The 22,422-nt window shown below is 57.9% G+C and carries 21 protein-coding genes and 1 pseudogene; 12 read left to right on the top strand and 10 right to left on the bottom strand.

Annotation, left to right across the window (positions count from 1 at the left end; genetic code table 11):
• Window positions 1–77: 77 nt before the first annotated feature.
• From KP808_RS20285 to KP808_RS20300, 4 genes and pseudogenes are all read left to right on the top strand, one after another.
• Window positions 78–680, top strand: coding sequence for a LysE/ArgO family amino acid transporter (locus KP808_RS20285; protein ID WP_058409273.1), 603 nt, complete (start codon window positions 78–80; stop codon window positions 678–680).
• A gap of 192 nt (window positions 681–872) precedes the next feature.
• Complete coding sequence (sodB, locus tag KP808_RS20290) at window positions 873–1,454, top strand: superoxide dismutase [Fe] (protein ID WP_058400741.1); 582 nt, start codon at window positions 873–875, stop codon at window positions 1,452–1,454.
• Window positions 1,455–1,843: 389 nt separating this feature from the next.
• Window positions 1,844–3,956: pseudogene (locus tag KP808_RS20295) on the top strand (putative bifunctional diguanylate cyclase/phosphodiesterase).
• Between the two features lie 118 nt (window positions 3,957–4,074).
• Window positions 4,075–5,439 (top strand): imelysin family protein, encoded by a 1,365-nt coding sequence (locus KP808_RS20300; protein WP_058400739.1) that lies wholly within the window; start codon window positions 4,075–4,077, stop codon window positions 5,437–5,439.
• A 126-nt stretch (window positions 5,440–5,565) separates the two neighbouring features.
• On the opposite strand, the gene KP808_RS20305 is transcribed toward KP808_RS20300, so the two are convergent.
• Window positions 5,566–6,195 carry a pyridoxamine 5'-phosphate oxidase family protein gene (locus KP808_RS20305; protein WP_058400737.1) on the bottom strand — a complete coding sequence of 210 codons (630 nt, stop codon included), beginning with the start codon at window positions 6,193–6,195 and terminating at the stop codon, window positions 5,566–5,568.
• 208 nt (window positions 6,196–6,403) lie between these two features.
• On the opposite strand from KP808_RS20305, the gene KP808_RS20310 reads away from it, so the two are divergent.
• The 3 genes from KP808_RS20310 (at window position 6,404) to KP808_RS20320 (ending at window position 10,097) form a co-directional block, all read left to right on the top strand.
• Window positions 6,404–7,831 (top strand): di-heme oxidoreductase family protein, encoded by a 1,428-nt coding sequence (locus tag KP808_RS20310; protein WP_230016772.1) that lies wholly within the window; start codon window positions 6,404–6,406, stop codon window positions 7,829–7,831.
• Window positions 7,832–7,909: 78 nt separating this feature from the next.
• The gene (locus KP808_RS20315; RefSeq protein ID WP_230016773.1) at window positions 7,910–8,974 is read left to right on the top strand and encodes an imelysin family protein; all 1,065 of its coding nucleotides are present in this window, start codon (window positions 7,910–7,912) and stop codon (window positions 8,972–8,974) included.
• 16 nt (window positions 8,975–8,990) lie between these two features.
• A complete protein-coding gene (locus KP808_RS20320) occupies window positions 8,991–10,097 on the top strand; it encodes a DUF1513 domain-containing protein (RefSeq protein WP_058400734.1) in 1,107 nt (368 codons plus the stop codon).
• 24 nt (window positions 10,098–10,121) lie between these two features.
• Here the strand turns inward: KP808_RS20320 and KP808_RS20325 are convergent, their stop codons facing one another.
• The 5 genes from KP808_RS20325 to colR form a co-directional block, all read right to left on the bottom strand.
• Entirely contained in the window at window positions 10,122–10,349 is a 228-nt protein-coding gene (locus KP808_RS20325; protein WP_002555016.1) for a hypothetical protein, read from the bottom strand.
• Window positions 10,346–11,068: a lipopolysaccharide kinase InaA family protein gene (locus KP808_RS20330; RefSeq protein ID WP_230018931.1), complete on the bottom strand. Its 723-nt coding sequence runs from the start codon at window positions 11,066–11,068 to the stop codon at window positions 10,346–10,348. The genes KP808_RS20325 and KP808_RS20330 overlap by 4 nt, the downstream gene beginning before the upstream one ends.
• A 4-nt stretch (window positions 11,069–11,072) precedes the next feature.
• Entirely contained in the window at window positions 11,073–11,753 is a 681-nt protein-coding gene (locus tag KP808_RS20335) for a class I SAM-dependent methyltransferase (RefSeq protein WP_002555018.1), read from the bottom strand.
• Window positions 11,754–11,953: 200 nt separating this feature from the next.
• Window positions 11,954–13,243, bottom strand: a complete 1,290-nt coding sequence (locus KP808_RS20340; protein ID WP_002555019.1) for a sensor histidine kinase — start codon at window positions 13,241–13,243, stop codon at window positions 11,954–11,956.
• Window positions 13,233–13,916 carry a two-component system response regulator ColR gene (colR, locus tag KP808_RS20345; protein WP_002555020.1) on the bottom strand — a complete coding sequence of 228 codons (684 nt, stop codon included), beginning with the start codon at window positions 13,914–13,916 and terminating at the stop codon, window positions 13,233–13,235. Before colR ends, KP808_RS20340 begins: the two co-directional genes overlap by 11 nt.
• 177 nt (window positions 13,917–14,093) lie before the next feature.
• On the opposite strand from colR, the gene KP808_RS20350 reads away from it, so the two are divergent.
• Window positions 14,094–14,834: a phosphatase PAP2 family protein gene (locus KP808_RS20350; protein ID WP_230016774.1), complete on the top strand. Its 741-nt coding sequence runs from the start codon at window positions 14,094–14,096 to the stop codon at window positions 14,832–14,834.
• An 81-nt stretch (window positions 14,835–14,915) separates the two neighbouring features.
• Here KP808_RS20350 and groL read toward each other — a convergent pair whose 3' ends face one another.
• From groL to KP808_RS20365, 3 genes are all read right to left on the bottom strand, one after another.
• A complete protein-coding gene (groL, locus tag KP808_RS20355) occupies window positions 14,916–16,559 on the bottom strand; it encodes a chaperonin GroEL (RefSeq protein ID WP_002555022.1) in 1,644 nt (547 codons plus the stop codon).
• A 49-nt stretch (window positions 16,560–16,608) separates the two neighbouring features.
• Window positions 16,609–16,902, bottom strand: a complete 294-nt coding sequence (locus KP808_RS20360; RefSeq protein ID WP_003304675.1) for a co-chaperone GroES — start codon at window positions 16,900–16,902, stop codon at window positions 16,609–16,611.
• A 254-nt stretch (window positions 16,903–17,156) separates the two neighbouring features.
• Window positions 17,157–17,651, bottom strand: a complete 495-nt coding sequence (locus KP808_RS20365) for an FxsA family protein (protein ID WP_002555024.1) — start codon at window positions 17,649–17,651, stop codon at window positions 17,157–17,159.
• A gap of 277 nt (window positions 17,652–17,928) precedes the next feature.
• Here KP808_RS20365 and KP808_RS20370 point away from each other — a divergent pair, with 277 nt between their 5' ends.
• The gene (locus tag KP808_RS20370) at window positions 17,929–18,687 is read left to right on the top strand and encodes an SDR family oxidoreductase (protein ID WP_057401643.1); all 759 of its coding nucleotides are present in this window, start codon (window positions 17,929–17,931) and stop codon (window positions 18,685–18,687) included.
• 53 nt (window positions 18,688–18,740) lie between these two features.
• On the opposite strand, the gene KP808_RS20375 is transcribed toward KP808_RS20370, so the two are convergent.
• On the bottom strand, window positions 18,741–19,748 hold the full coding sequence (locus tag KP808_RS20375; protein WP_002555026.1) for a DUF481 domain-containing protein: 1,008 nt from the start codon (window positions 19,746–19,748) through the stop codon (window positions 18,741–18,743).
• 164 nt (window positions 19,749–19,912) lie between these two features.
• Here KP808_RS20375 and KP808_RS20380 point away from each other — a divergent pair, with 164 nt between their 5' ends.
• The 3 genes from KP808_RS20380 to KP808_RS20390 are packed head-to-tail and all read left to right on the top strand — an operon-like array spanning window position 19,913 to window position 22,235.
• Entirely contained in the window at window positions 19,913–20,269 is a 357-nt protein-coding gene (locus KP808_RS20380; RefSeq protein ID WP_230016775.1) for an MGMT family protein, read from the top strand.
• Between the two features lie 54 nt (window positions 20,270–20,323).
• Window positions 20,324–21,874 (top strand): AmpG family muropeptide MFS transporter, encoded by a 1,551-nt coding sequence (locus KP808_RS20385; RefSeq protein ID WP_002555028.1) that lies wholly within the window; start codon window positions 20,324–20,326, stop codon window positions 21,872–21,874.
• Between the two features lie 28 nt (window positions 21,875–21,902).
• On the top strand, window positions 21,903–22,235 hold the full coding sequence (locus KP808_RS20390) for a hypothetical protein (RefSeq protein WP_004656474.1): 333 nt from the start codon (window positions 21,903–21,905) through the stop codon (window positions 22,233–22,235).
• Window positions 22,236–22,422: the final 187 nt, after the last annotated feature.

Consider the following 22,422-nt stretch of genomic DNA (forward strand, 5'->3'; position numbering starts at 1 on the left):
GATGAACATTATTTATTTTCCTTATAGCGCTCAACGCATAAGAATCGCCATCCGAATCTGCTCAATGGAACGTCTTTATGTGGCAAAGCTACCTCAATGGCCTGCTGATCGCGGCAGGCCTGATCATGGCTATCGGTACTCAGAACGCTTTTGTGCTCGCTCAGGGCCTGCGCCGTGAACATCACGTACCCGTCGCGCTATTGTGCATTGTCTGCGACGCCATTCTGGTAGCGGCAGGCGTCTTCGGACTGGCCAATGTGCTCGCACAAAACCCGACATTGCTGGCGGTAGCGCGCTGGGGCGGTGTGATATTCCTGAGCTGGTATGGCCTGCAGGCATTGCGCCGCGCCTGCTCGCGGCAAAGCCTTGAACACAACGCAGCCGTTGGCAAAAGATCATTGCGCACGGTGTTGCTCAGTGCGCTGGCCGTTACCTTGCTGAACCCGCATGTGTATCTGGACACCGTGCTGCTGATTGGCTCGCTCGGAGCGCAACAGGACGTGCCGGGGGCTTACGTGGCCGGCGCTGCCAGCGCCTCGCTGCTGTGGTTCTCAAGCCTGGCACTTGGCGCGGCATGGCTCGCGCCCTGGCTCGCCCGCCCCGCCACATGGCGCATGCTGGACGTGATGATCGCCGTGATGATGTTCAGCGTGGCCTTTCAGTTGATCCGCTCAGCCTGACCGGTTTCATGAGCGCCAGGTCAAACGCGTTGGAACCTCTATCCCACACAGTTGTTGCGTGGTTAAGCCGCAGACCCGGTGCTATGATCCGGGGTCTGCGCCGCAAAAGAGTAAAACTCCCGGTGCATGCTGTATCTGGCCGCCCGTGATCGGCCGTGCGATTACCGCAATTGACCTGAAAGGAGATAAACCATGGCTTTTGAATTGCCGCCACTGCCCTACGCCAAAGACGCTCTGGTGCCGCACATTTCTGCGGAGACTCTGGAATATCACCACGACAAGCACCACAACACCTACGTCGTGAACCTGAACAACCTGGTGCCAGGCACCGAGTTCGAAGGCAAGACCCTGGAAGAAATCATCAAGACCTCTTCGGGCGGTATCTTCAACAACGCCGCTCAGGTCTGGAACCACACGTTCTACTGGAACTGCCTGGCCCCTAAAGCTGGCGGCGAACCTACCGGCGCGCTGGCCGAAGCAATCAACAAGGCGTTCGGTTCCTTCGACAAGTTCAAGGAAGAGTTCAGCAAAACCTCCATCGGCACTTTCGGCTCCGGCTGGGGCTGGCTGGTTAAGAAGGCTGACGGCTCTCTGGCTCTGGCCAGCACCATCGGTGCCGGCAATCCGCTGACCAGCGGCGACAAGCCATTGCTGACCTGCGACGTCTGGGAACACGCCTACTACATCGACTATCGCAATCTGCGTCCGAAATACGTAGAAGCGTTCTGGAACCTGGTGAACTGGGACTTCGTGGCCGAGCAATTCGCAGCCTGAGTCCAGCGTCATCGAAAAAACCCGGCCTCGCGCCGGGTTTTTTATGCTCCAGGTTTACACCTGTAGTCTTTCCGGATTCGTGTTTAATAAACGGCGTCAGACTTCGACCTGCCAGTCAGGTGAACAGCAAATGTTTTTTCGCCTGCCGCTGTTACTTTGTGTATTGTCAGAAAACGCTAGCTGACTCGCATCACGACGTAATTCTTTACAGTGTTCTGCTCAAGTTACCCACCTGGCCACCCGACACACTCAGGTGGCTTGGGCCAGTAGGTGCAAGGAACGCGAAGATCAGCCAGACGCACCGTTTCTGACCACGTCACGACGGGCGGATCTGGCTTTTCGAGGGTCATGGGGCGATATGTCCTCCGACACGAACTAAGGAACGGCCATTGAAGCTGGAACTCAAGAATAGCCTGTCGGTAAAGTTGCTGCGCGTCGTACTGCTTTCGGCGCTGCTGGTAGGCGTCATACTCAGCTGTGCGCAAATCGTTTTCGACGCCTACAAGACGCGTCAGGCCGTGGCCAGCGATGCCGAACGAATTCTCGGAATGTTCCGCGATCCCTCCACGCAGGCCGTTTACAGCCTGGACCGCGAAATGGGCATGCAGGTCATCGAGGGTCTGTTCCAGGACGACTCGGTACGCATGGCGTCGATAGGCCATCCCAACGAAAGCCTGCTGGCAGAAAAAGACCGCCCGCTGAAAAACTCTCCAACCCGCTGGCTGACAGACCTTATCCTCGGCCAGGAACGCAGCTTCACCACCCAACTGGTCGGTCGCAGCCCCTACAGCGAGTATTACGGCGACCTGCGTATCACGCTGGACACCGCCAATTACGGCGAAAGCTTTCTGGTCAATGCCGCAATCATCTTCATCGCGGGTGTATTGCGTGCATTGGCAATGGGGCTGGTGTTGTACCTGGTCTATCACTGGTTGCTGACCAAGCCACTGTCGAAAATCATCGAACATCTGATCGCGATCAACCCTGACCGTCCCAGCGAACACCAGTTGCCATTGCTCAAGGGCCACGAGAAAAACGAACTGGGGATTTGGGTCAATACCGCCAACCAACTGCTGGCCTCCATCGAGCGCCACACTTATCTGCGCCACGAGGCGGAGAACAATCTGCAGCGCATGGCGCAATACGATTTCCTGACCGGCCTGCCCAACCGACTTCAGTTGCAGACCGGGCTGGACAGAATTCTCGAAGATGCGGGGCGTCAGCAGCACAGGGTCGCGATTCTCTGCGTGGGTCTGGATGACTTCAAGGGTATCAACGAACAGTTCAGCTATCAGGCAGGCGATCAACTGTTACTCGCGCTGGCTGACCGGCTGCGCGCCCACAGCGGACGACTTGGCGCTCTGGCGCGATTGGGCGGCGATCAGTTTGCACTGGTGCAGGCCAAAATAGAGCAACCCTACGAGGCAGCAGAGCTGGCGCAGAATATTCTGGATGAGCTGGAGGCCCCGTTTATAGTCGGTGAACAGCAGATCCGGTTACGAGCGACCATTGGCATCACGCTGTTTCCCGAGGACGGCGACAACACCGAGAAACTCCTGCAAAAAGCTGAACAGACCATGACGCTGGCCAAAGCCCGCTCGCGTAACCGGTATCAGTTCTACATCGCCAGCGTCGACAGCGAAATGCGCCGCCGTCGTGAACTCGAAAAAGATCTGCGCGACGCCTTGCCGGGCAATCAGTTGTACCTGGTCTATCAACCACAGATCAGCTATCGCGATCACCGCATCGTTGGCGTAGAAGCCTTGATCCGCTGGCAACATCCAGAGCATGGTCTGGTGCCGCCGGATGTATTCATCCCGCTGGCCGAGCAGAACGGCACCATCATCGCCATCGGCGAGTGGGTGCTTGACCAGGCCTGCCGCCAGCTACGGGAATGGCTTGATCAGGGCTTCACCGACTTGCGCATGGCGGTCAACCTGTCGACCGTGCAACTGCACCACGCGGAACTGCCGCGTGTGGTCAACAACCTGTTGCAGATCTACCGCCTGCCACCGCGCAGCCTGGAACTGGAAGTGACCGAAACCGGCCTGATGGAAGATATCAATACCGCCGCCCAGCACCTGCTGAGCCTGCGACGCTCCGGCGCCTTGATCGCCATTGATGATTTCGGTACCGGTTACTCGTCGCTGAGTTATCTGAAAAGCCTGCCGCTGGACAAGATCAAGATCGACCGGAGCTTCGTTCAGGACCTGATTGACGACGACGATGATGCCACCATCGTGCGGGCCATTATCCAGCTGGGTAAAAGCCTTGGCATGCAGGTCATCGCCGAGGGTGTGGAGACGCTCGAGCAGGAAGCCTATATCGTCACCCAGGGCTGTCACGAGGGCCAGGGCTACCTGTACAGCAAGCCGCTGCCCGGTCGGGAACTGCTGGCCTACCTGAAACAGTCGAGAGAGCGGAACGCCGCCAGCCTCTGAACGACCCAGAACGGTACGGCTCTTTCGAGCCATCTTGAAACCGACTGTTACAACCTGCTGAATGCCTGAACACGACCGCAAAGGCGTTTTGCCTTTACATCGAATGCAAATCTTTCGCATCATGTCGCAGATTTTCTGGGCGCACCCCGCCATCAACTTTATCGACGCAGGATTCCGTCATGATTCGTATGCCTCTGGCAACCGCTAGTCTGTTGGCCATCGCTATCTCTCTCGCCGGTTGTGGCGAAGGCAAGGACAAGGCTGCCGCCCCGGCACCCGCGCCAGCCGCTGCTCCGGCGACTCCCGCGGCGACGCCTGCTGCCCCTGCCCCTGCTCCGGCCGCAGCCGCCCAGACTGACGAAGCGGCGGCCAAGGCTGTGGTCGCGAATTACGCCAATATGGTTTCTGCGGTGTTCGACGACGCCGAGGCTGGTGCGAAAAAACTGAGCACCGCCGTCGACGCATTCCTGGCCAAACCCAACGATGAAACCTTGAAAGCCGCACGGGATGCGTGGGTAGCTGCGCGTGTGCCTTACATGCAGAGCGAAGTCTTCCGCTTCGGCAACACCATCATCGACGACTGGGAAGGACAGGTTAACGCCTGGCCCCTGGACGAAGGCCTGATCGACTATGTCGCCAAGGATTACCAGCACGCGCTGGGCAACCCGGGCGCGACTGCCAATATCATCGCCAACACCGAAATTCAGGTGGGTGAAGACAAGGTCGACGTGAAGGAAATCACCTCCGAAAAACTCGCCAGCCTGAACGAGCTGGGCGGTTCCGAAGCGAACGTTGCTACCGGCTACCACGCCATTGAATTTCTGCTGTGGGGCCAGGACCTGAACGGCACCGGCCCTGGTGCCGGCGCACGTCCGGCCAGCGATTACCTGGAAGGCGCCGGTGCGACCGGCGGCCACAACGACCGCCGCCGCGCCTACCTCAAGGCCGTTACCGATCTGCTGGTCAGCGATCTGGAAGAAATGTCCGGCAACTGGAAGGCCGGCGTTGCCGACAACTACCGTGCCACGCTGGAAGCTGAATCCGGCGAAAGCGGTCTGCGCAAAATGCTCTTCGGCATGGGCAGCCTGTCGCTGGGTGAACTGGCGGGCGAACGCATGAAAGTCGCACTGGAAGCCAACTCCAGCGAAGACGAACACGACTGCTTCAGCGACAACACGCACAACTCGCACTTCTACAACGGCAAGGGTATTCGTAACGTTTACCTGGGCGAATACACGCGCACCGATGGCAGCAAAGTCAGCGGCCCGAGCCTTTCGTCTCTGGTTGCCAAGGTAGACCCGGCCACTGACGCCACCTTGCGCGCCGATCTGGACGACACCCAGGCCAAGCTGCAGGTCATCGTTGATCACGCCAACAAGGGTGAGCACTTCGACCAGTTGATCGCTGCCGGCAACACGGCAGGCAATCAAGTGGTACGTGACGCCATCGCTGCGCTGGTCAAACAGACGGGGGCTATCGAACAGGCCGCTGGCAAGCTCGGCATCACTGACCTGAACCCGGACAACGCTGATCACGAGTTCTGACAGGTACTGTTTGCGGTAACAACCAATGCCGGTCAGTTCGCTGACCGGCATTTTTTATGCCTGACCGATATGCGTTGCTTTCAACTGCTGAGCGCCCCGACCATTACAGAAACGAGTTCCCGAGCTTCAATACAACGTATCCGCAATGCGTCCCGGCAAAGCCTTGTCATAGGCATCACCATCGATCTGCTCGGCCGAAACCGCTTTTAGTATTTGCCCGGCAGTCGGCAGCGCGCTGCGTTCGATGTGCCGGGTTGCATCCCATAAACCGGACCTGATGGTTGCCCTGCTGCATTGGAAGTACACGCTGGTCACGGAGATGCGCAGCACTGACCTGGGCAGTTGGCCGTTCACCTCGAAACGCGACAACAGTTCGGGCTGAACCGATATCTGCGCTGTTCCGTTGACCCGCAAGGTCTCGCCCACGCCAGGGATGAGGAACAGCAACGCGACACGTGGGTCGCTGATGATATTGCGCAAGGTGTCGATGCGGTTGTTGCCGCGCCGGTCAGGCAGATAAAGCGTCTTGCTGTCCTCGATATGCACGAAGCCCGCCTGATCACCACGCGGGGACGCATCAAGGCCGTCGGGCCCGGCAGAGGCCAGCACAACAAAGGGTGCCGACTCGATGAAGGGCCGGTAAACCGCGTGAATATGGTCGACTTCCTTGGTCATGGAAGGAGGAGCAATCGGGCCATAGAGCGCTTCCAGTGCTTCGGTGGTGGTCACGAACGCGCTGTTTTCCGGGTTATCCATCGATGTGGTCTCTGCTGGGTGTTTTATCTGCGTGTGTGCTGTCAACTTCGACATGTGCAGCATAGGCAAAAATGCCGGGAGCAGACCAGCCTCAGAGATTCGTAACAACGCATTACGTCAGAGCAGGCAAACGATAATCCCTCTTATTCAAACTGCACGAGGCTGCTAAGCTTGCACGCCCCGATTTTCGCCTCGTGGCAGGATGTGTATGAGTACGCGGCTCCGTCTATCCCTTGCCTTGCTTACGACTCTGGCCGTGAGTGCATGCGATGACGCCCCGCGTTTCACTCATGCCGAGCCGGGAGAAGCCTTGTCCGGTGGCAGTGCGACGGTCAGGAAGAGCGATCAGAATGCCTTTTCCATGCCCTCGGCCAACTTGTCGCCCGTGCGGCGCCTGGACTTCAGTGTCGGTAACAGTTTTTTCCGCAGTCCATGGGTGATTGCGCCATCGACCACCACAGCTCGTGACGGACTCGGGCCGTTGTTCAACACCAACGCCTGCCAGAACTGCCATATCAAGGACGGTCGTGGTCATCCACCCGAAGCTGGCGACAGCAATGCCGTGTCGATGCTGGTCAGGCTGTCGATTCCTGACGACCCGGCCTACGCCGATCTTGTGCAGCGTAACGGCGTGCTGCCTGAACCGACTTACGGTGGGCAGTTGCAGGACATGTCAAACCCCGGCGTAGCCCCCGAGGGCAAGGTGCGGGTCGAGTACGATGCGCTGACGGTCGAGTTTCGCGATGGCACCTCCGTCGAGCTGCGCCAGCCGACCCTCAGAATCACCCAGTTGGGCTACGGACCGATGCACCCCGATACCCACATCTCGGCGCGCATAGCCCCGCCGATGATCGGCCTGGGATTGCTTGAGGCCATTGCCGATGAAGCAATCCTTGCCAATGCCGACCCCGATGACAAGAACGCCGATGGCATCTCGGGACGCCCCAACTGGGTCTGGGACGATGCACAGCAAAAGGTCGTCATGGGCCGATTCGGCTGGAAAGCCGGGCAACCCAACCTCAACCAGCAGAACGTGCACGCCTTTTCCGGCGACATGGGGCTGACCACCAGCCTGCGCCGCTTTGATGACTGCACGCCAGCCCAGACCGATTGCCTGGCAGCGCCCAACGGCAATGGCCCGAACGGCGAGCCAGAGGTCAGCGACAACATCCTGCGTCTGGTGGAGTTCTACACACGCAACCTCGCGGTTCCGGCACGCCGCAAGGTCGATGACCCGCAAGTGCTGGCGGGCAAGAATCTGTTTTTTCAGGCGGGCTGTCAGCAATGCCACACGCCCTCATTCAAGACCCGTAGCGACGCTGCCGAGCCTGAGCTGGCCAATCAGGAGATTCGCCCGTACAGCGATTTGCTGCTGCACGACATGGGCGAAGGGCTGGCCGATAACCGTACCGAGTTCCAGGCCTCCGGCCGCGAGTGGCGCACGCCACCGCTGTGGGGGCTGGGCCTGACCGGCACCGTGAGCGGGCACACCCAACTGTTGCACGATGGTCGCGCCCGCAATGTACTTGAGGCGATACTGTGGCATGGCGGCGAAGCACAGGCGGCGCAGCGGCAGGTTCTGGCATTTGACGCGCAACAGCGTGAAGCGCTGTTGGCGTTTCTGAATTCGTTATGATTGCTCCCTTTCCAGAATCGTCTCGTTCAACATGATTTTTTCAAAATCACCTTTCGAAAATAAATAAAGGAGCCGGACATGTTCCGACCCAAGTTGTTGCTGACCAGCCTTGCGGCGCTTGCATTGGGTGCCTGCTCGCCATCCGACCCTCAGGCGGTCACGTCCGCAGCCATTGCCAAACAGGTAATCCTGCCGACCTACAGCCGCTGGGTCGATGCTGATCGTCAGTTGGCGACCAGCGCACTGGCGTTCTGTCAGGGCAAGGCTGATCTGGCCACAGCCCGTGCCGACTTTCTCAAAGCGCAGAAGACCTGGGCCGAACTGCAACCGCTGTTGATCGGCCCACTGGCCGAGGGCAACCGCGCCTGGCAAATACAGTTCTGGCCAGACAAGAAGAACCTGGTTGGCCGGCAGGTCGAGCAACTGGTGACGGCACAGCCGCAGATCACTGCTCAGGAGCTGTCCAAGGCCAGCGTCGTGGTGCAAGGTTTGTCCGCTTACGAATACATTCTGTTCGACGCGGAAATCGACATGGCCAATAGCGAACAGAAAGCGCGCTATTGCCCGCTGCTGATGGCAATCGGCGAGCGTCAAAAGCAGCTTGCCGAGGAAATCCTCAACAGTTGGAACAGCACCGATGGCATGCTTGCGCAACTGAGCAAATTCCCCAACCAGCGCTACGCAGATTCTCATGAAGCCATCGCCGAACTGCTGCGGGTTCAGGTCACGGCCCTCGACAGCCTGAAGAAGAAACTGGGCACGCCACTGGGTCGCCAGAGCAAGGGCCAGCCACAACCCTTCCAGGCAGATGCATGGCGCAGCAAATCGTCGCTCAGCAGCCTGGAAGCCAGCCTGATCAGCGCCGAAACGGTGTGGACCGGTGTCGACAACAAGGGCCTGCGCAGCTTGCTGCCCGCCGAGCAGAAACCGCTGGCTGACAAAATCGATGCGGCCTACGCTACCAGCCGCAAATTACTGTCGGAACTCAAGCCGCCGCTCGCCGACCTGCTGGCCACCGAAGCAGGACGTCAGCAGCTCAATGCGTTCTACGACAGCCTCAATGCGGTACACCGCCTGCATGAAGGCGAGCTGGCCAAGGCACTCGGCATTCAGTTGGGCTTCAACGCCAACGACGGCGATTGATCAAGAGGTACACGTGATGTTGCGACGTCAGGCCATGGCCCTCGGCAGTCTTTTGCTCAGCACTTTCACGCTGGGCGGCTGGACGCTGTTCAGGCAAAAAGACGCACACCCTCTGCTGCTCTCCGCTCGTGACGATGGCGACGGCAAACACTACGCGGTGGGTTTCCGGCTTGACGGAACGCAGGTATTTGCCACCCAGGTGGGCCAGCGCTGCCACGACATCATCAATCATCCCGAACTGCCGATTGCGGTGTTCATCGCACGTCGTCCAGGTACTGAAAGCTATCTGATCGATTTGCGCGATGGCCGCTTGCTGCAAACCATCGCTTCGCAGCCGAACCGGCACTTTTATGGTCATGCGGTGATTCATCGCGACGGCGAATGGCTGTATGCGACGGAAAACGATACCCGCGACCCTGGCCGCGGCTTACTGGGTGTCTATCGATTCGTTGATCAGCGACTGGTGCACTCGGCTGAAATTCCTACGCATGGTATCGGTCCGCATCAGGTTTCGTGGATGCCGGATGGCGAAACGCTGGTGGTCGCGAACGGCGGTATTCGCACCGAAGCGGAAAGCCGGGTAGAGATGAACCTGAATGCCATGCAGCCCAGTCTGGTGATCATGCAGCGTGACGGTACATTGCTGAGCAAGGAGACACTTTCCCAGCAGATGAACAGCGTGCGTCACATGGGCATCGCCAGCGACGGCACCATCGTGGCAGGCCAGCAGTTCATGGGCGACAGCCACGAAGTAGCCGAGTTGTTGGCGATCAAACGGCCGGGGCAGCCATTTCAGGCGTTTCCGGTGGCAGAAGAACAACTTCGGGCGATGGCTCATTACACCGCAAGCGTTGCAGTGCACAGTGATCTGCGCCTGGTGGCCCTTACGGCACCGCGCGGCAACCGGTTCTTCATCTGGGATCTGGACAGCGGCGCATTGAAGCTGGATGCACCGCTACCGGACTGCGCAGGCGTGGGTGCGGTAGCTGATGGGTTTGTCGTGACCTCGGGCCAAGGGCGTTGCCGCTTTTATGATTGTCGCAAAGCGCAACTGCTGGCCAAGCCGTTGGACCTGCCCGCAGGGCTGTGGGACAACCATCTTCATCTGGCCCAGGTGGGATAGTCAGCAGTCAGGCAGCAAAGCGCCTCAGTTCCTGACCCCGGCCCCTTGCGCCAGACTGTACATGAACAGCAACAGGTCATGATCGGGCTGCACGCTCACCAGACTCTTGGCCACACGCGGCAACGGGCAATATCCCTCGCCGTGCTGTGTCGTGAGTATCTGGGTAGACGGTTGTTCAAGCGCTGCCACTGCGACGGTGGCAATTGCCAATGCACCGAAGATAAACAGACCTCTTGCCATTTCTAGCTTCATGACTCTAAACCTTTGATAGAGCTGCCAAACGCTGCCTGATAAAAGTAGATCAACTTTTGCCAGTCTGCAGCGCTGAATGACGAATGGCGTCGTAGCTGTTTCATATCATGCTGGGCCGCCCCTTGGGCTGTCAGGCGACGACGGCCTTTTTCGAGGTCCAGCAAGGCAACCTCGACTTTGGCATCCGGCCCCTCACCGGTCACACGTACAAATATGTGTTTGATATACAGGCAGCTGTGCTGCCAGCGGCCAAGGTGCATACGGGCCAGGGTAGCCGCCACGTCCTTGAGCACGAGCTCATAAAACAGCTCGCCATGCCGCTCGCGCCCTCCGCCAGCCTCCCACTTTTCTATCTCTTCGAAACCTTCCAGCGCCACCGTGACCAGCAATGCCCGCCAGGCATTGTCCTCGCCACGCTCGGCACCGCAAAACACCACTTCCGGCACAACTACGCCAAGCTTGCGCAGACCCTCAAGCGCTTCGCGCTCACGCAATACAGTCGGTCGCCCCAAGGGGTGCAGCAAACTGCGGTATATATGCCCTGTCTGACGCTTGGCATAAAGCGTTTGCCCGTTGTCCATCGTGAGCCGCTGTACACCACTCTCTCCACCTCGACGGGCATTGGGTTCTTCAACCCATTCGCCGTGCTGACTCCAGAAATGGTTGAACTCATCCTGCACCGAGTTCACAACTGGCTCTTTCAAGGACTGCAAACCCATCTGTTTACCTTTTACGTAAGACATAGACACGCCACATGGCGTACATCGGCAGAAAATCCATCCGGTTCTGGATACGAAATCCTGCCTGTTCAAATTCGGATTCTGCGGTAGCAACCGGTAACACAAAACGATTCTGGTAACTTTCCTGCCCGTTTTTCTGCAGGCGCTGCTTCTCAAGGCGTGCACGCTTCCATGCTTTGAAATTGCCATCGACCCACAATGAGACAATCACACTGTCACGGGTTACGCGCTGGAACTCACGCAATAGAGCCATCCGGTCGCTTGACTGGCCGACATGGTGCAGCAGGCGCATGCAGAAGATGCTGTCTACTGCGTTATCAGGCAGGTCGATGTCAAAGGCAGATGTCTGCAAAGGTTGTACCCTTTTTACAACTTCTGCCGGCTGTGATGCACAAGCGGTACTGAGCATGTCTGCGGAGTTGTCAGCACCGATGATCGAGCGGTTCGGTTTCTCGGCCAACAATGGCCAGAAACGCCCTGCACCGCAAGGCAGGTCCAGCACCAGGCCCGGGTCACCGGCCAAGTGAAGCGCCTTTCTCGCCAGTTGTTCATCGCGGTGATGCGACAACTTGCGCCACAGACCGTCCTGATGCTTTTCAAGGTACTGACGAGCATGCGACTTGTCGTACTTGCGGGAAAACTCGAGTTCTATACGGTCGCTCATGGGAGCCGCTCCTGACGTTGATGCGGGCCAAACTAAAGGCACCGCTGTCACTGTCAGGTCATCTGAATGTGAAAATATTGTTACCTTTGTACTTCAGATGTTTCGAGATTTTACAGAGAGTTAAACGCCATGTGTGACTTATCGACGAAGTGCGGTCGATTTACCGCCACACACTGAGGTGGATTTGCTCAAAATGAACGTCAGGTTTTGTTCAGGTTCAGTGTCACTTCGAACCGGCAACCGTGCGGCTCCATGGGCGTGAGATCAACGCTCCATCCCTGGTTGGCGCAGATGCGCTGCACCAGTGACAAACCAAGGCCCAGGCCTTCCCCGCGCTGCTCATTGCCACGCACAAATGGCTCGAACATGGCCTCGCGTTTTTCCTCGGGAATACCGACGCCACTGTCTTCCACGGTGAAACTTTCGGCGTGCAGGGTCAGCGCAATGAATCCGTAATCGGTGTAGTGCAGCGCGTTGCGCAGTAAGTTGCCCATCACGGCATGGAGGAAGGTCGCGTTGTAACGAATTTCGGACAGCTGGTCATCGGCAGGTGGCGTGTAGGTCAGTTGCAGCCCCTTGCCTTCTATTGGATCACGCCATTGAGAGATCAACTGTTCAGCCACCCCGACCAGCGTGGCCTTGGGCGTCATGGCCGGGTCTTCACGCTGGGTGCGGGCGAGCATGAGGAACGTTTGCACCAGATCACGCATCTCCTCGCAGGCGCGGCCAATACGCTCGACCTGACGACGCCCTCGCAGGTCGAGCGCAGGGTTTTCCAGCAGCAGCTCGCAGGAGCTGGCCAGCACCATCAGCGGGGTGCGCAGCTCATGACTCACGTCACTGGTGAACATGCGTTCACGAATCAACGCTTGCCTCAGACGCCCCAGCGTTGCATCGAACGCCACCGCCAGCTCGCCGACCTCATCAGCGGCGTAGTCAGGCGCCAGTGGTGGTGCCAGCCCCAGCAACTGGTCACGGTGACGAACCTGCCTGGCCAGACGCACTACCGGCGCCATCACCCGGCGGGCCAACACCCAGCCGAGAAATACCGCCAGCGCCAACGCCAGAACAAAACCGACCAGCACGACCGCGAACAGGACCCGCTCACGCTCTTCAAAATCGCTCTGATCCTGAAGAAGAGCGTAATGCCGACCGTCCACCACCTCGATCATGGCGTGGTACGACAGTGGCCCACGGAAGACCTCATGAAAACCGGGTTCAAGGTGCCGAAGGTCTTTGGGCAGATCGAAATCGCCCGGACCGTTGCTGAAGTAGAACAACTGATCGGGCTTGGGCCGGTGGCTCCAGTCACTGACACTGTCCATCAGCATCAGGCGATTAAGATCGCCGCCGAGGCCGGCAGAAATCAGTTTTTCTTCGACCAGATGGACCGTGGAGATGATACCGATGGCGAAAGACCCGGCGACCAGTGCGCTCATCAATGCAAAGGCAATGATGATCCGTTGGGCAAGACTCTGTTTAAACTCCATCCCGGCCCTCGGCCAAGCGATAGCCCACACCGTGCACGGTCTGCAACAGCGGTTTGCCGAACGGTTTGTCGATCACCTGACGCAACTGGTGCACATGGCTGCGCAGGCTGTCGCTGTCCGGGCAGTCGTCGCCCCACAGTGCCTCTTCCAGAATCTCGCGGCGCAGTACATGCGGGCTTTTCTGCATCAGGACGGCGAGCAGCTTGAGCCCGACCGGGTTGAGCTTGAGCATCCGGCCTTCACGCGTCACCTCAAGGGTATCGAGGTCATAGACCAGATCGGCCACCTGCAACGTCCGTCGCCCGCCGCCCTGGGCACGGCGCAACACCGCTTCGATGCGCGCGGCCAGTTCGGACAGGGCGAACGGCTTGAGCAGGTAGTCATCAGCGCCAGAGCGGAAGCCTTGCAGACGGTCGTCCAGTTGATCGCGTGCGGTCAGCATGATGACCGGGGTATCACGACGGGCATCTTCGCGCAGACGCTTGCACAGCGTGTAGCCGTCGATGCCCGGCAGCATGATGTCGAGGACAATCAGGTCATAATGCTCGGTGGCTGCCAGGTGCAGTCCTGAGAGGCCATCCTGAGCGCAGTCGACGGTATAGCCTTTCATGCCCAGGTAATCGGCCATGTTCGCCAGGATGTCGCGGTTGTCTTCAACCAGAAGAATTCGCATAACGCACTCTCATATGCAGTTTGGGCTGGCGCAGCTTAAGACGAAGTGAGCGTCAGAGCCAGCGCCGATATGGTATGACGATTTTTTCACCTATGATTTACAAAGCACATGACACACTTTGAGACAAACCGTCGCACACAATGAACGCGGCATGCCTTTCACCGATCTGGATTCGATATGTCGAAAACCGTCGCCCCACCCTACTCTCGCCCAATCAATCCGTGGATTTATCTGGGTATCCCCGCTGTTGTAGCGCTGACCCTCGTACTCCTTGAGCTGACTTCGCTGGACATGGACATCGCCAGGCTTGCCTTCGATCCCGTCAGTGGGCAATTCATTGGCAGGCACAGCTATTTTCTGGAAGACGTCCTTCACGACCGCGCCAAACAACTGGTGATGGTTTTCGGCGTACTGGCCATGATCGGCTTTGCTGCGTCGTTCAAGGTAAAACGTCTGATCCCCTGGCGCAGAGAACTGGGTTGTCTGGTGCTGTCCATGGCGCTTTCAACCGCCTTTGTTACCCCGGTGAAAGTGGTGACTTCAGTGCAATGCCCCTGGAGCCTGAAAGAATTCGGTGGGCAGGAAACCTACAGCGAACTGTTGAGCCCACGCCCTGCGACCGATAAACCGGGACGCTGCTGGCCGGGCGGGCATGCGGCGACCGGCTTTACCCTGTTCGCGCTGTTCTTCGCTTTTCGCGACCGTCGTCCACGGATGGCGAAAATGGGCCTGGCTCTGGCGTTCGGCCTTGGATCGGTGTTCTCTGTCGGGCGGATGCTGCAAGGTGCGCACTTCTTTTCCCATAACATCTGGACCGCAGTGTTCTGCTGGCTGATCTGTCTGGGGGTTTACTACTTTGTGCTTTACCGCCCCGAACCCAAGGGTCTCGAGAACAGCAAGGTACAACCGACGCATTGATTGATCCGGCACACAAAGACCATAAAAAACCCCGCACAAGGCGGGGTTTTTTATGGGTGTAGCTTTAGGGGGAAAGCCGGCTTACATCATGCCGCCCATACCACCCATGCCGCCCATGTCCGGCATGCCGCCGCCTGCTGGCTTGTCTTCAGGCACGTCAGCGATCATCGCTTCAGTGGTGATCATCAAGCTGGCGATGGAGGACGCCGCCTGCAGAGCAGAGCGAGTCACTTTGGCCGGGTCAAGGATACCCATTTCGATCATGTCGCCGTATTCGCCGGAAGCAGCGTTGTAACCGAAGTTACCCGAACCCTGCTTGACCTTGTCGACAACAACGCTTGGCTCGTCACCGGAGTTGGCAACGATCTGGCGCAGAGGCGCTTCAACTGCACGACGCAGCAGAGCGATACCGACGTCCTGATCAGCGTTGTCGCCTTTCAGACCTTCGATAGCCTGCAGGGAGCGAACCAGTGCCACGCCACCGCCAGGTACCACGCCTTCTTCGACGGCTGCGCGGGTTGCGTGCAGGGCGTCTTCAACGCGGGCTTTCTTCTCTTTCATTTCAACTTCGGAACCGGCACCGACCTTGATCACTGCAACGCCGCCAGACAGCTTGGCCAGACGCTCTTGCAGTTTTTCCTTGTCGTAGTCCGAGCTGGTGTCGCCGATTTGCTGACGGATCTGGGAGATGCGCGAGTCGATATCGGTTTTGACGCCAGCACCATCGATGATGGTGGTGTTTTCTTTGTTCAGGATGACGCGCTTGGCATTACCCAGGTGTTCCAGGGTAGTGGTTTCCAGGCTCAGGCCGATCTCTTCGGAGATAACGGTACCGCCGGTCAGAACAGCGATGTCCTGCAGCATGGCCTTGCGACGATCGCCGAAACCTGGAGCCTTGACGGCTGCAACTTTCACGATACCGCGCATGTTGTTGACAACCAGAGTTGCCAGCGCTTCGCCTTCAACGTCTTCAGCGACGATCAGCAGAGGACGGCCAGCCTTGGCGACTGCTTCCAGAACCGGCAGCATTTCGCGAATGTTGGAGATCTTCTTGTCGACCAGCAACAGCAGCGGGCTGTCCAGCTCGGCAACCATGGTGTCTGGCTTGTTGATGAAGTATGGAGACAGGTAACCGCGGTCAAACTGCATGCCTTCTACAACAGACAGCTCATTTTCCAGGCCCGAACCTTCTTCAACGGTGATAACGCCGTCTTTGGTCACTTTTTCCATGGCTTCGGCAATGATGTCGCCGATGGAGTGATCAGAGTTGGCCGAAATGGTGCCGACCTGAGCAATTGCCTTGGTGTCGGTGCAAGGCTTGGACAGCTTCTTCAGCTCTGCAACGATGGCGATGGTCGCCTTGTCGATGCCGCGCTTGAGGTCCATCGGGTTCATGCCGGCAGCGACAGCCTTCAGGCCTTCGTTGACGATGGCCTGAGCCAGAACGGTAGCGGTGGTAGTACCGTCACCGGCGTCATCGTTGGCACGGGAGGCAACGTCTTTGACCAGCTGCGCGCCCATGTTTTCGAAACGGTCTTTAAGCTCGATTTCCTTGGCAACCGACACACCGTCTTTGGTGATCAGCGGAGCGCCAAAGCTTTTCTCGATGATAACGTTACGGCCTTTAGGGCCCAGGGTCGCTTTAACTGCGTCAGCCAGGACGTTTACACCGGCGAGCATTTTTTTGCGGCCAGAATCGCCGAATTTAACTTCTTTAGCAGCCATGATCATTATTCCTTGAATACTTTGTAGTAACGGAAATCAGCGGGAGCACTCAGCCTTCGACGACAGCAAGAATCTCGTTCTCGCTCATCACCAGCAGGTCTTCGCCGTCTACTTTCACTGTGTTGCTGCCGGAATAAGGGCCGAACACAACCTTGTCACCCACTTTCACAGCCAGCGCACGTACTTCGCCGTTGTCCAGCACGCGGCCGGTACCCACAGCAACGATCTCGCCGCGGTTAGGCTTTTCAGCAGCCGAACCTGGCAGAACGATACCGCCGGCAGTTTTCGTTTCTTCTTCACTGCGACGGATGACGACGCGGTCATGCAGAGGACGAAGCTTCATTGTCGATCTCCTGATTATGTTTGTTTGATCGTCCGGTGAGTGCACCGGCCGGTTTAAATCCGGACTTGCCGGTTACGGTTCGACGCGCGAACCGCAGAATACGGTCTGGCCTTCATGCCAGAAACCTTGCGGTGACCCATACATAAGGGCGAGCAAAGTGATTACAAGTCTTGGGCAAAAAAATTTTACAGCCCAATTGCCACCCCAAAACGAGCGCGGCACCCGAAGGTGCCGCGCTGCCGGGGGTGTAACGGCTACTTGTCGCGATGTTCGAACTCGCCTTCGATCACATCCGGCTCGCGGGTCGGCTGGTGAATGGCATTCGGGCGATGGCTGGCAGGTCCCTGATTGGCCTGAGTCTGCAGATCATCGGCGAAGGCGCGCTGACGCATAGCCTGATCCTCTGCACGGCGACGAACCTTGTTGATCAGCAGACGACGAGTAATCGGCAGCAGACAGATCACACCCAGAATGTCACTGATGAAGCCGGGCAACAGCAGTAGACCGCCACCGACGGCGACCATTAGGCCTTCAAGCATTTCCTGGGCAGGCAGCTCGCCACGCGCCAGGCTTTCGCGCGCACGCAGCGCCGTGGCAAAACCGGCTACCCGCATGACGAACAAGCCGAGCATAGACGTCGCGACGACCAGCAGGAAGGTCCAGAGAAAGCCGATGGACATCCCGACACGAACCAGCAGAAACAGCTCAAGTACCGGGAATAATAAAAACAGCAGCAAAAAAACACGCATCAAATGAGTTCCTCAAGGGAAGAATGCCTTCCGAGTAGACCGTATGTGATGTCAGAAGGTCGTTAATTCAAGCTCCCTGCGCTTGGGTAACAGCTCAATTATGCGCATAAGTCAGCTGAACCTGGGCTTCACAAACGTGTATCGGTGTATTTCAGGCCAGATGGCAGACCCGAGACGAACGCGCAAAAACAGCCTATAACGTGCTCTGGCTATGGCATAAGCACTCGCATCAAGCCAGTGATGCCATGGAAACGATCAACTGTGATTGGGCACGCACATGGAATTGAAAGACAAGCTGATAATTATCACCGGCGGATGCCAGGGTCTAGGCAGAGCCATGGCCAAATATCTGGCTGGCAAGGGCGCGAACCTGGCACTGCTGGACCTGAATCAGGACAAGCTTGATCAGGCTGTCGCAGCCTGTGAGGCGCTCGGGGTCAATGCTCGCGCCTATCTATGCAATGTTGCCAATGAAGAACAGGTCGTCGACACAGTCAACAAGGTCGCCGAGGACTTCGGGGCCATTCATGGCCTGGTCAACAACGCCGGTATTTTGCGTGACGGCCTGCTGGTCAAGGTCAAGGATGGCGAAATTACCAAACTGAGCCTGGCGCAGTGGCAGTCGGTAATTGACGTCAACCTGACCGGCGTATTCCTCTGCACGCGCGAGGTAGCGGCGAAAATGATCGAGCAGAAGACTCAGGGCGCGATCATCAATATCTCGTCGATTTCACGGGCAGGGAATATCGGACAAACCAACTATTCGGCAGCCAAGGCCGGCGTTGCCGCTGCGACCGTTACTTGGGCAAGGGAACTGGCACGCTACGGAATCCGCGTGGCGGGCGTGGCACCTGGGTTCATTGAAACCGAAATGACCGAAAGCATGCGCCCCGAAGCACTTGAGAGGATGACCTCGGCCATCCCGCTCAAGCGCATGGGCAAACCGGACGAAATCGCCCACTCGGTGGCTTACATTCTTGAAAACGATTATTTCAGCGGCCGCATACTGGAGCTGGACGGCGCGATGAGAATCTAGTCAACCCATCCTGGCAGAGCGATGCACACAGTGCGCATCGCTCGCCACGTTGCTTACCAGCTCACACCGAAACCGGCGGTGTAGCGGGTCTTGTCCACGTCGCCGTTATCCGAGCCACTGATGATGTTTTTCTCGGCCTTCAGGTTAAGCGATGCCCAGTCGGTAACCTTGTAGCGCAGCCCGGCTTCGACATCCATGGAGTAATCGGCAACGCCACTCAACGGCTTGCCCAGCTCGCCGTTGCTGAAGAACTCGAACTTCTTGCCGATCAGGTAGCGGTTGTAATCCCAGGTACCTGCGACTGAATAGAAGTTTTCCTTCTGGCCATTGGAGAATTCGAAATCTGTGCGGTTAAGCAGCGCACCGACCTTGAAGGCTCCCAGCTCGTCATCCCACAGCTGGTAACCAGGACCTGTACCGACAACACGCTGGCGCGACAGGTCTTCGATCTTGTCACGCTTGTAGGTCACACGAGCATCCCAGAAGAATTTCTCGGTCAGGAAGCGGTCCAGCGAGTATTCGGCGCTCCAGTTGTCGGTGCCGACCACATCATCGGTCGTTTCGCGGTTGTAATCGCCTTTGGCGTTATGGCGCCATTGGCCGTGACGCGCCGAAGTCTTGAAGGCAATGTTGTAGTCATTGGTGTCGTTTTCTGCCTGCTGGAAATCCAGCGCCGCATCGATATTGCCTTTCCAGACAAGATCAGTGATAACCGGCTTGGGCTTGATGATCTGATGGATACTTGCCAGTTCGACGGTCTTGGGTGCATCGCCATTAGCCAGCACGACCTTGCCATCGTCGGCAGCCTGCAACGACTTGGAGACTTCGCCTGTGTGCTCATCCTGTTTGACCAGCAGTGGCTGATCGCTTTGCAGGGTTTTGACCTGCTTCCAGTCCAGCGGAATAGCGCCGCCGTATTCGGTCTGCAACAGTAGCTTGCCACCATCGAACACTTTGATTGTGCCAGTCAGCCGGTCACCGTTCTTCAACCAGACAGTGTCGGCAAGCAATGGAGTGGAAACAGTAGTAATTGCGAGGCACAGCAGGGTTCTGGACAACATAAGCGGTAATCAGGCTCTGTTTGGCGGGAAGGCGGGCATTATCCTGCAGAAGAACATCAAGGCGATCTCAATCCATTGACCGCCGGACACGGTGGTAACAGACAGCAGCGATCGACCAAAGTTCCGCGAACGACAATCAATATCGTTTTATACAGGATAAATGTGTGACCAACCCAGACTTGACACTTCTTTACCCTGGCGAGCCGTCATCTGCCGAAATACGACGTACGGCCCTCTACCTGACGATGGCGCAAATACCGGAGGGCAAGGTGGTCGCCTACGGTCAACTGGCTGAAATGGCAGGGCTAGGCAAAGCTGCGCGCTGGGTGGGCCGTACATTGAGTCAGTTGCCGGACGGCTCTTCCCTGCCCTGGCATCGAGTGTTGGGGGCCGGTGGTCGGCTCAGTCTGCCCGCTGGAAGTGTGTCCGGCGACGAACAACGGGCCCGTTTGCGCGCCGAGGGCGTTACCATTCTGAATAATCGGGTGGATATGCAGCGCCATGGCTGGCGTCCCCTATAGCACAGCGGTTAGAGTGCGCCCTTTGTTTTCGTAACCTGAGGCAGATTCCAGCCCATGCCCCGTAAAACCTGGCGCGCCGCGCTCGCCGCATATGCCAGCCCGTCGACATTAGTGTTACTGCTGCTCGGATTCGCTGCGGGCATGCCTTATATGCTGGTCTTTTCGACCTTATCCGTGTGGTTGCGCGAAGCCGGTGTTGCTCGCGAGACCATCGGCTATGCGAGCCTGATCGGTCTTGCCTACGCCTTTAAATGGGTCTGGTCGCCCTTACTCGACCAATGGCGCCTGCCGTTTCTGGGCAAGCTGGGGCGGCGGCGCTCCTGGTTGGTGCTTGCACAGAGCCTGGTGATTCTCGGCCTGATCGGTATGGGTTTCTGCGATCCGCAGAAGCATTTGTCCTGGCTGATCGCAATTGCTGTAGTAGTGGCCTTCGCCTCCGCAACGCAAGACATCGCCATCGACGCCTATCGCCTTGAAATCGCTCAGGACACCCAGCAGGCCGCCCTCGCCGCCAGTTACATGTCCGGCTATCGGGTGGCCGCACTGTTGGCGACCGCGGGCGCGCTTTACTTCGCTGAAGGTTTCGGCTCAACAGGCTTTGCCTACAAGCATTCGGCGTGGACCGGCACCTATGTGCTGTTTGGCCTGCTGATGCTGCCAGCGCTGGTCACTACGCTGATCATGCGCGAGCCGCCAGTACCGTTGCGCACCCAGCTGTCGGCAGCGCGCTATGGTTTTACCCACCAGTTGGCCTCGGTGTTCGTGCTCATTGTGCTGCTGGTTTCAGTACCGGCAATGTTTACCCAGCTTTACAACACCGACTTCGCCAGCGTGCTGTTCAACGGCACCAGCTGGATGGACCTGCTGCTGGAAGACCGGGCTTTCCTGCGCGCCATTCTCTATACGCTTCTGACCTTCGCCTGCCTGTCGTCAATGGGTCGTCGCGGGCTGGCGCCGGTGCTTACGCCGATCAACGACTTCATCATGCGTTATCGCTGGCAGGCCCTGCTGTTACTGGGCCTGATTGCGACCTATCGAATGTCGGACACGGTGATGGGCGTCATGGCCAACGTGTTCTACATCGACCAGGGCTTCACCAAGGACCAGATCGCCAGTGTCAGCAAGATCTTCGGCCTGATCATGACCCTGCTGGGCGCTGGTGCCGGTGGTCTGCTGATCGTACGCTTCGGCATCATGCCGATCCTGTTCATCGGCGGCTTCACCTCGGCAGCGACCAACATCCTGTTCCTGTTGCTGGCGGACATGGGCCCGAACGTGAAGATGCTGATCCTGACCATCTCACTGGACAACCTCAGCTCAGGGCTGGCGACATCAGCGTTTGTCGCCTACCTGTCGAGCCTCACCAACCTTAAGTTTTCCGCCACTCAATACGCACTGCTCAGCTCAATCATGCTGCTGTTGCCGCGTTTGCTGGGCGGTTATTCCGGCGTGGTGGTGGAGAAATTCGGTTATCACAATTTCTTCCTGATCACCGCTCTGCTGGGCATTCCAACGCTGGTGATGATCATCCTGCAATGGAGCCGCGAGATACGCACCGCGAAGGCCGAGGCACCGACAGCAGTTTCAGAGATTGAGAAGCCCTGATCGCCGGATCACTCATCAAGGAAAAAAAGTGGACACCGAAAACCAAACACGCCCTTTCAACCCCATCCCACTGATTCTTATCAGCCTGGGGATCTGGCTACCCATCATCGGCACTCTGCTGACATATTATCTGTCGCGAGACGCTGATGGCCTGTCCGGATCAATGGCCTTGGGCAGTGCGGTAGTCCTGCTCGCGCAGGTGGAAATCTTCGCGATCATCTTTCTGCTGATTTATGCGTTCGCTGTAAAGCCATGGAGACTGTCCAGAAAGATACGCACAGTGTTCTCCATCAACGCAGTAGCCGCCACTGTCGCGGGCATCGGCATTATCGTCACGCTGGCCAATATAAGCCTGCAGTAAACGCCAACTAAAAAGCCCTGATGCTCGTGAGCCAGGGCTTTTCATAGCACACGCCTCCAGCCCTCTCCAAAAGCAAAGTCTTGCAGCCTGCATGGCTGTGTTCATTGCGCCGTAAGAAACGCACTACAGCTTCTTATGAATTGGACGACGAAATCGTTAGCCATTCCCCACTACCTCACCGCGCCGT

The sequence above is a fragment of the Pseudomonas savastanoi genome (assembly GCF_020917325.1).
GTDB classification, from domain to species: domain Bacteria; phylum Pseudomonadota; class Gammaproteobacteria; order Pseudomonadales; family Pseudomonadaceae; genus Aquipseudomonas; species Aquipseudomonas amygdali.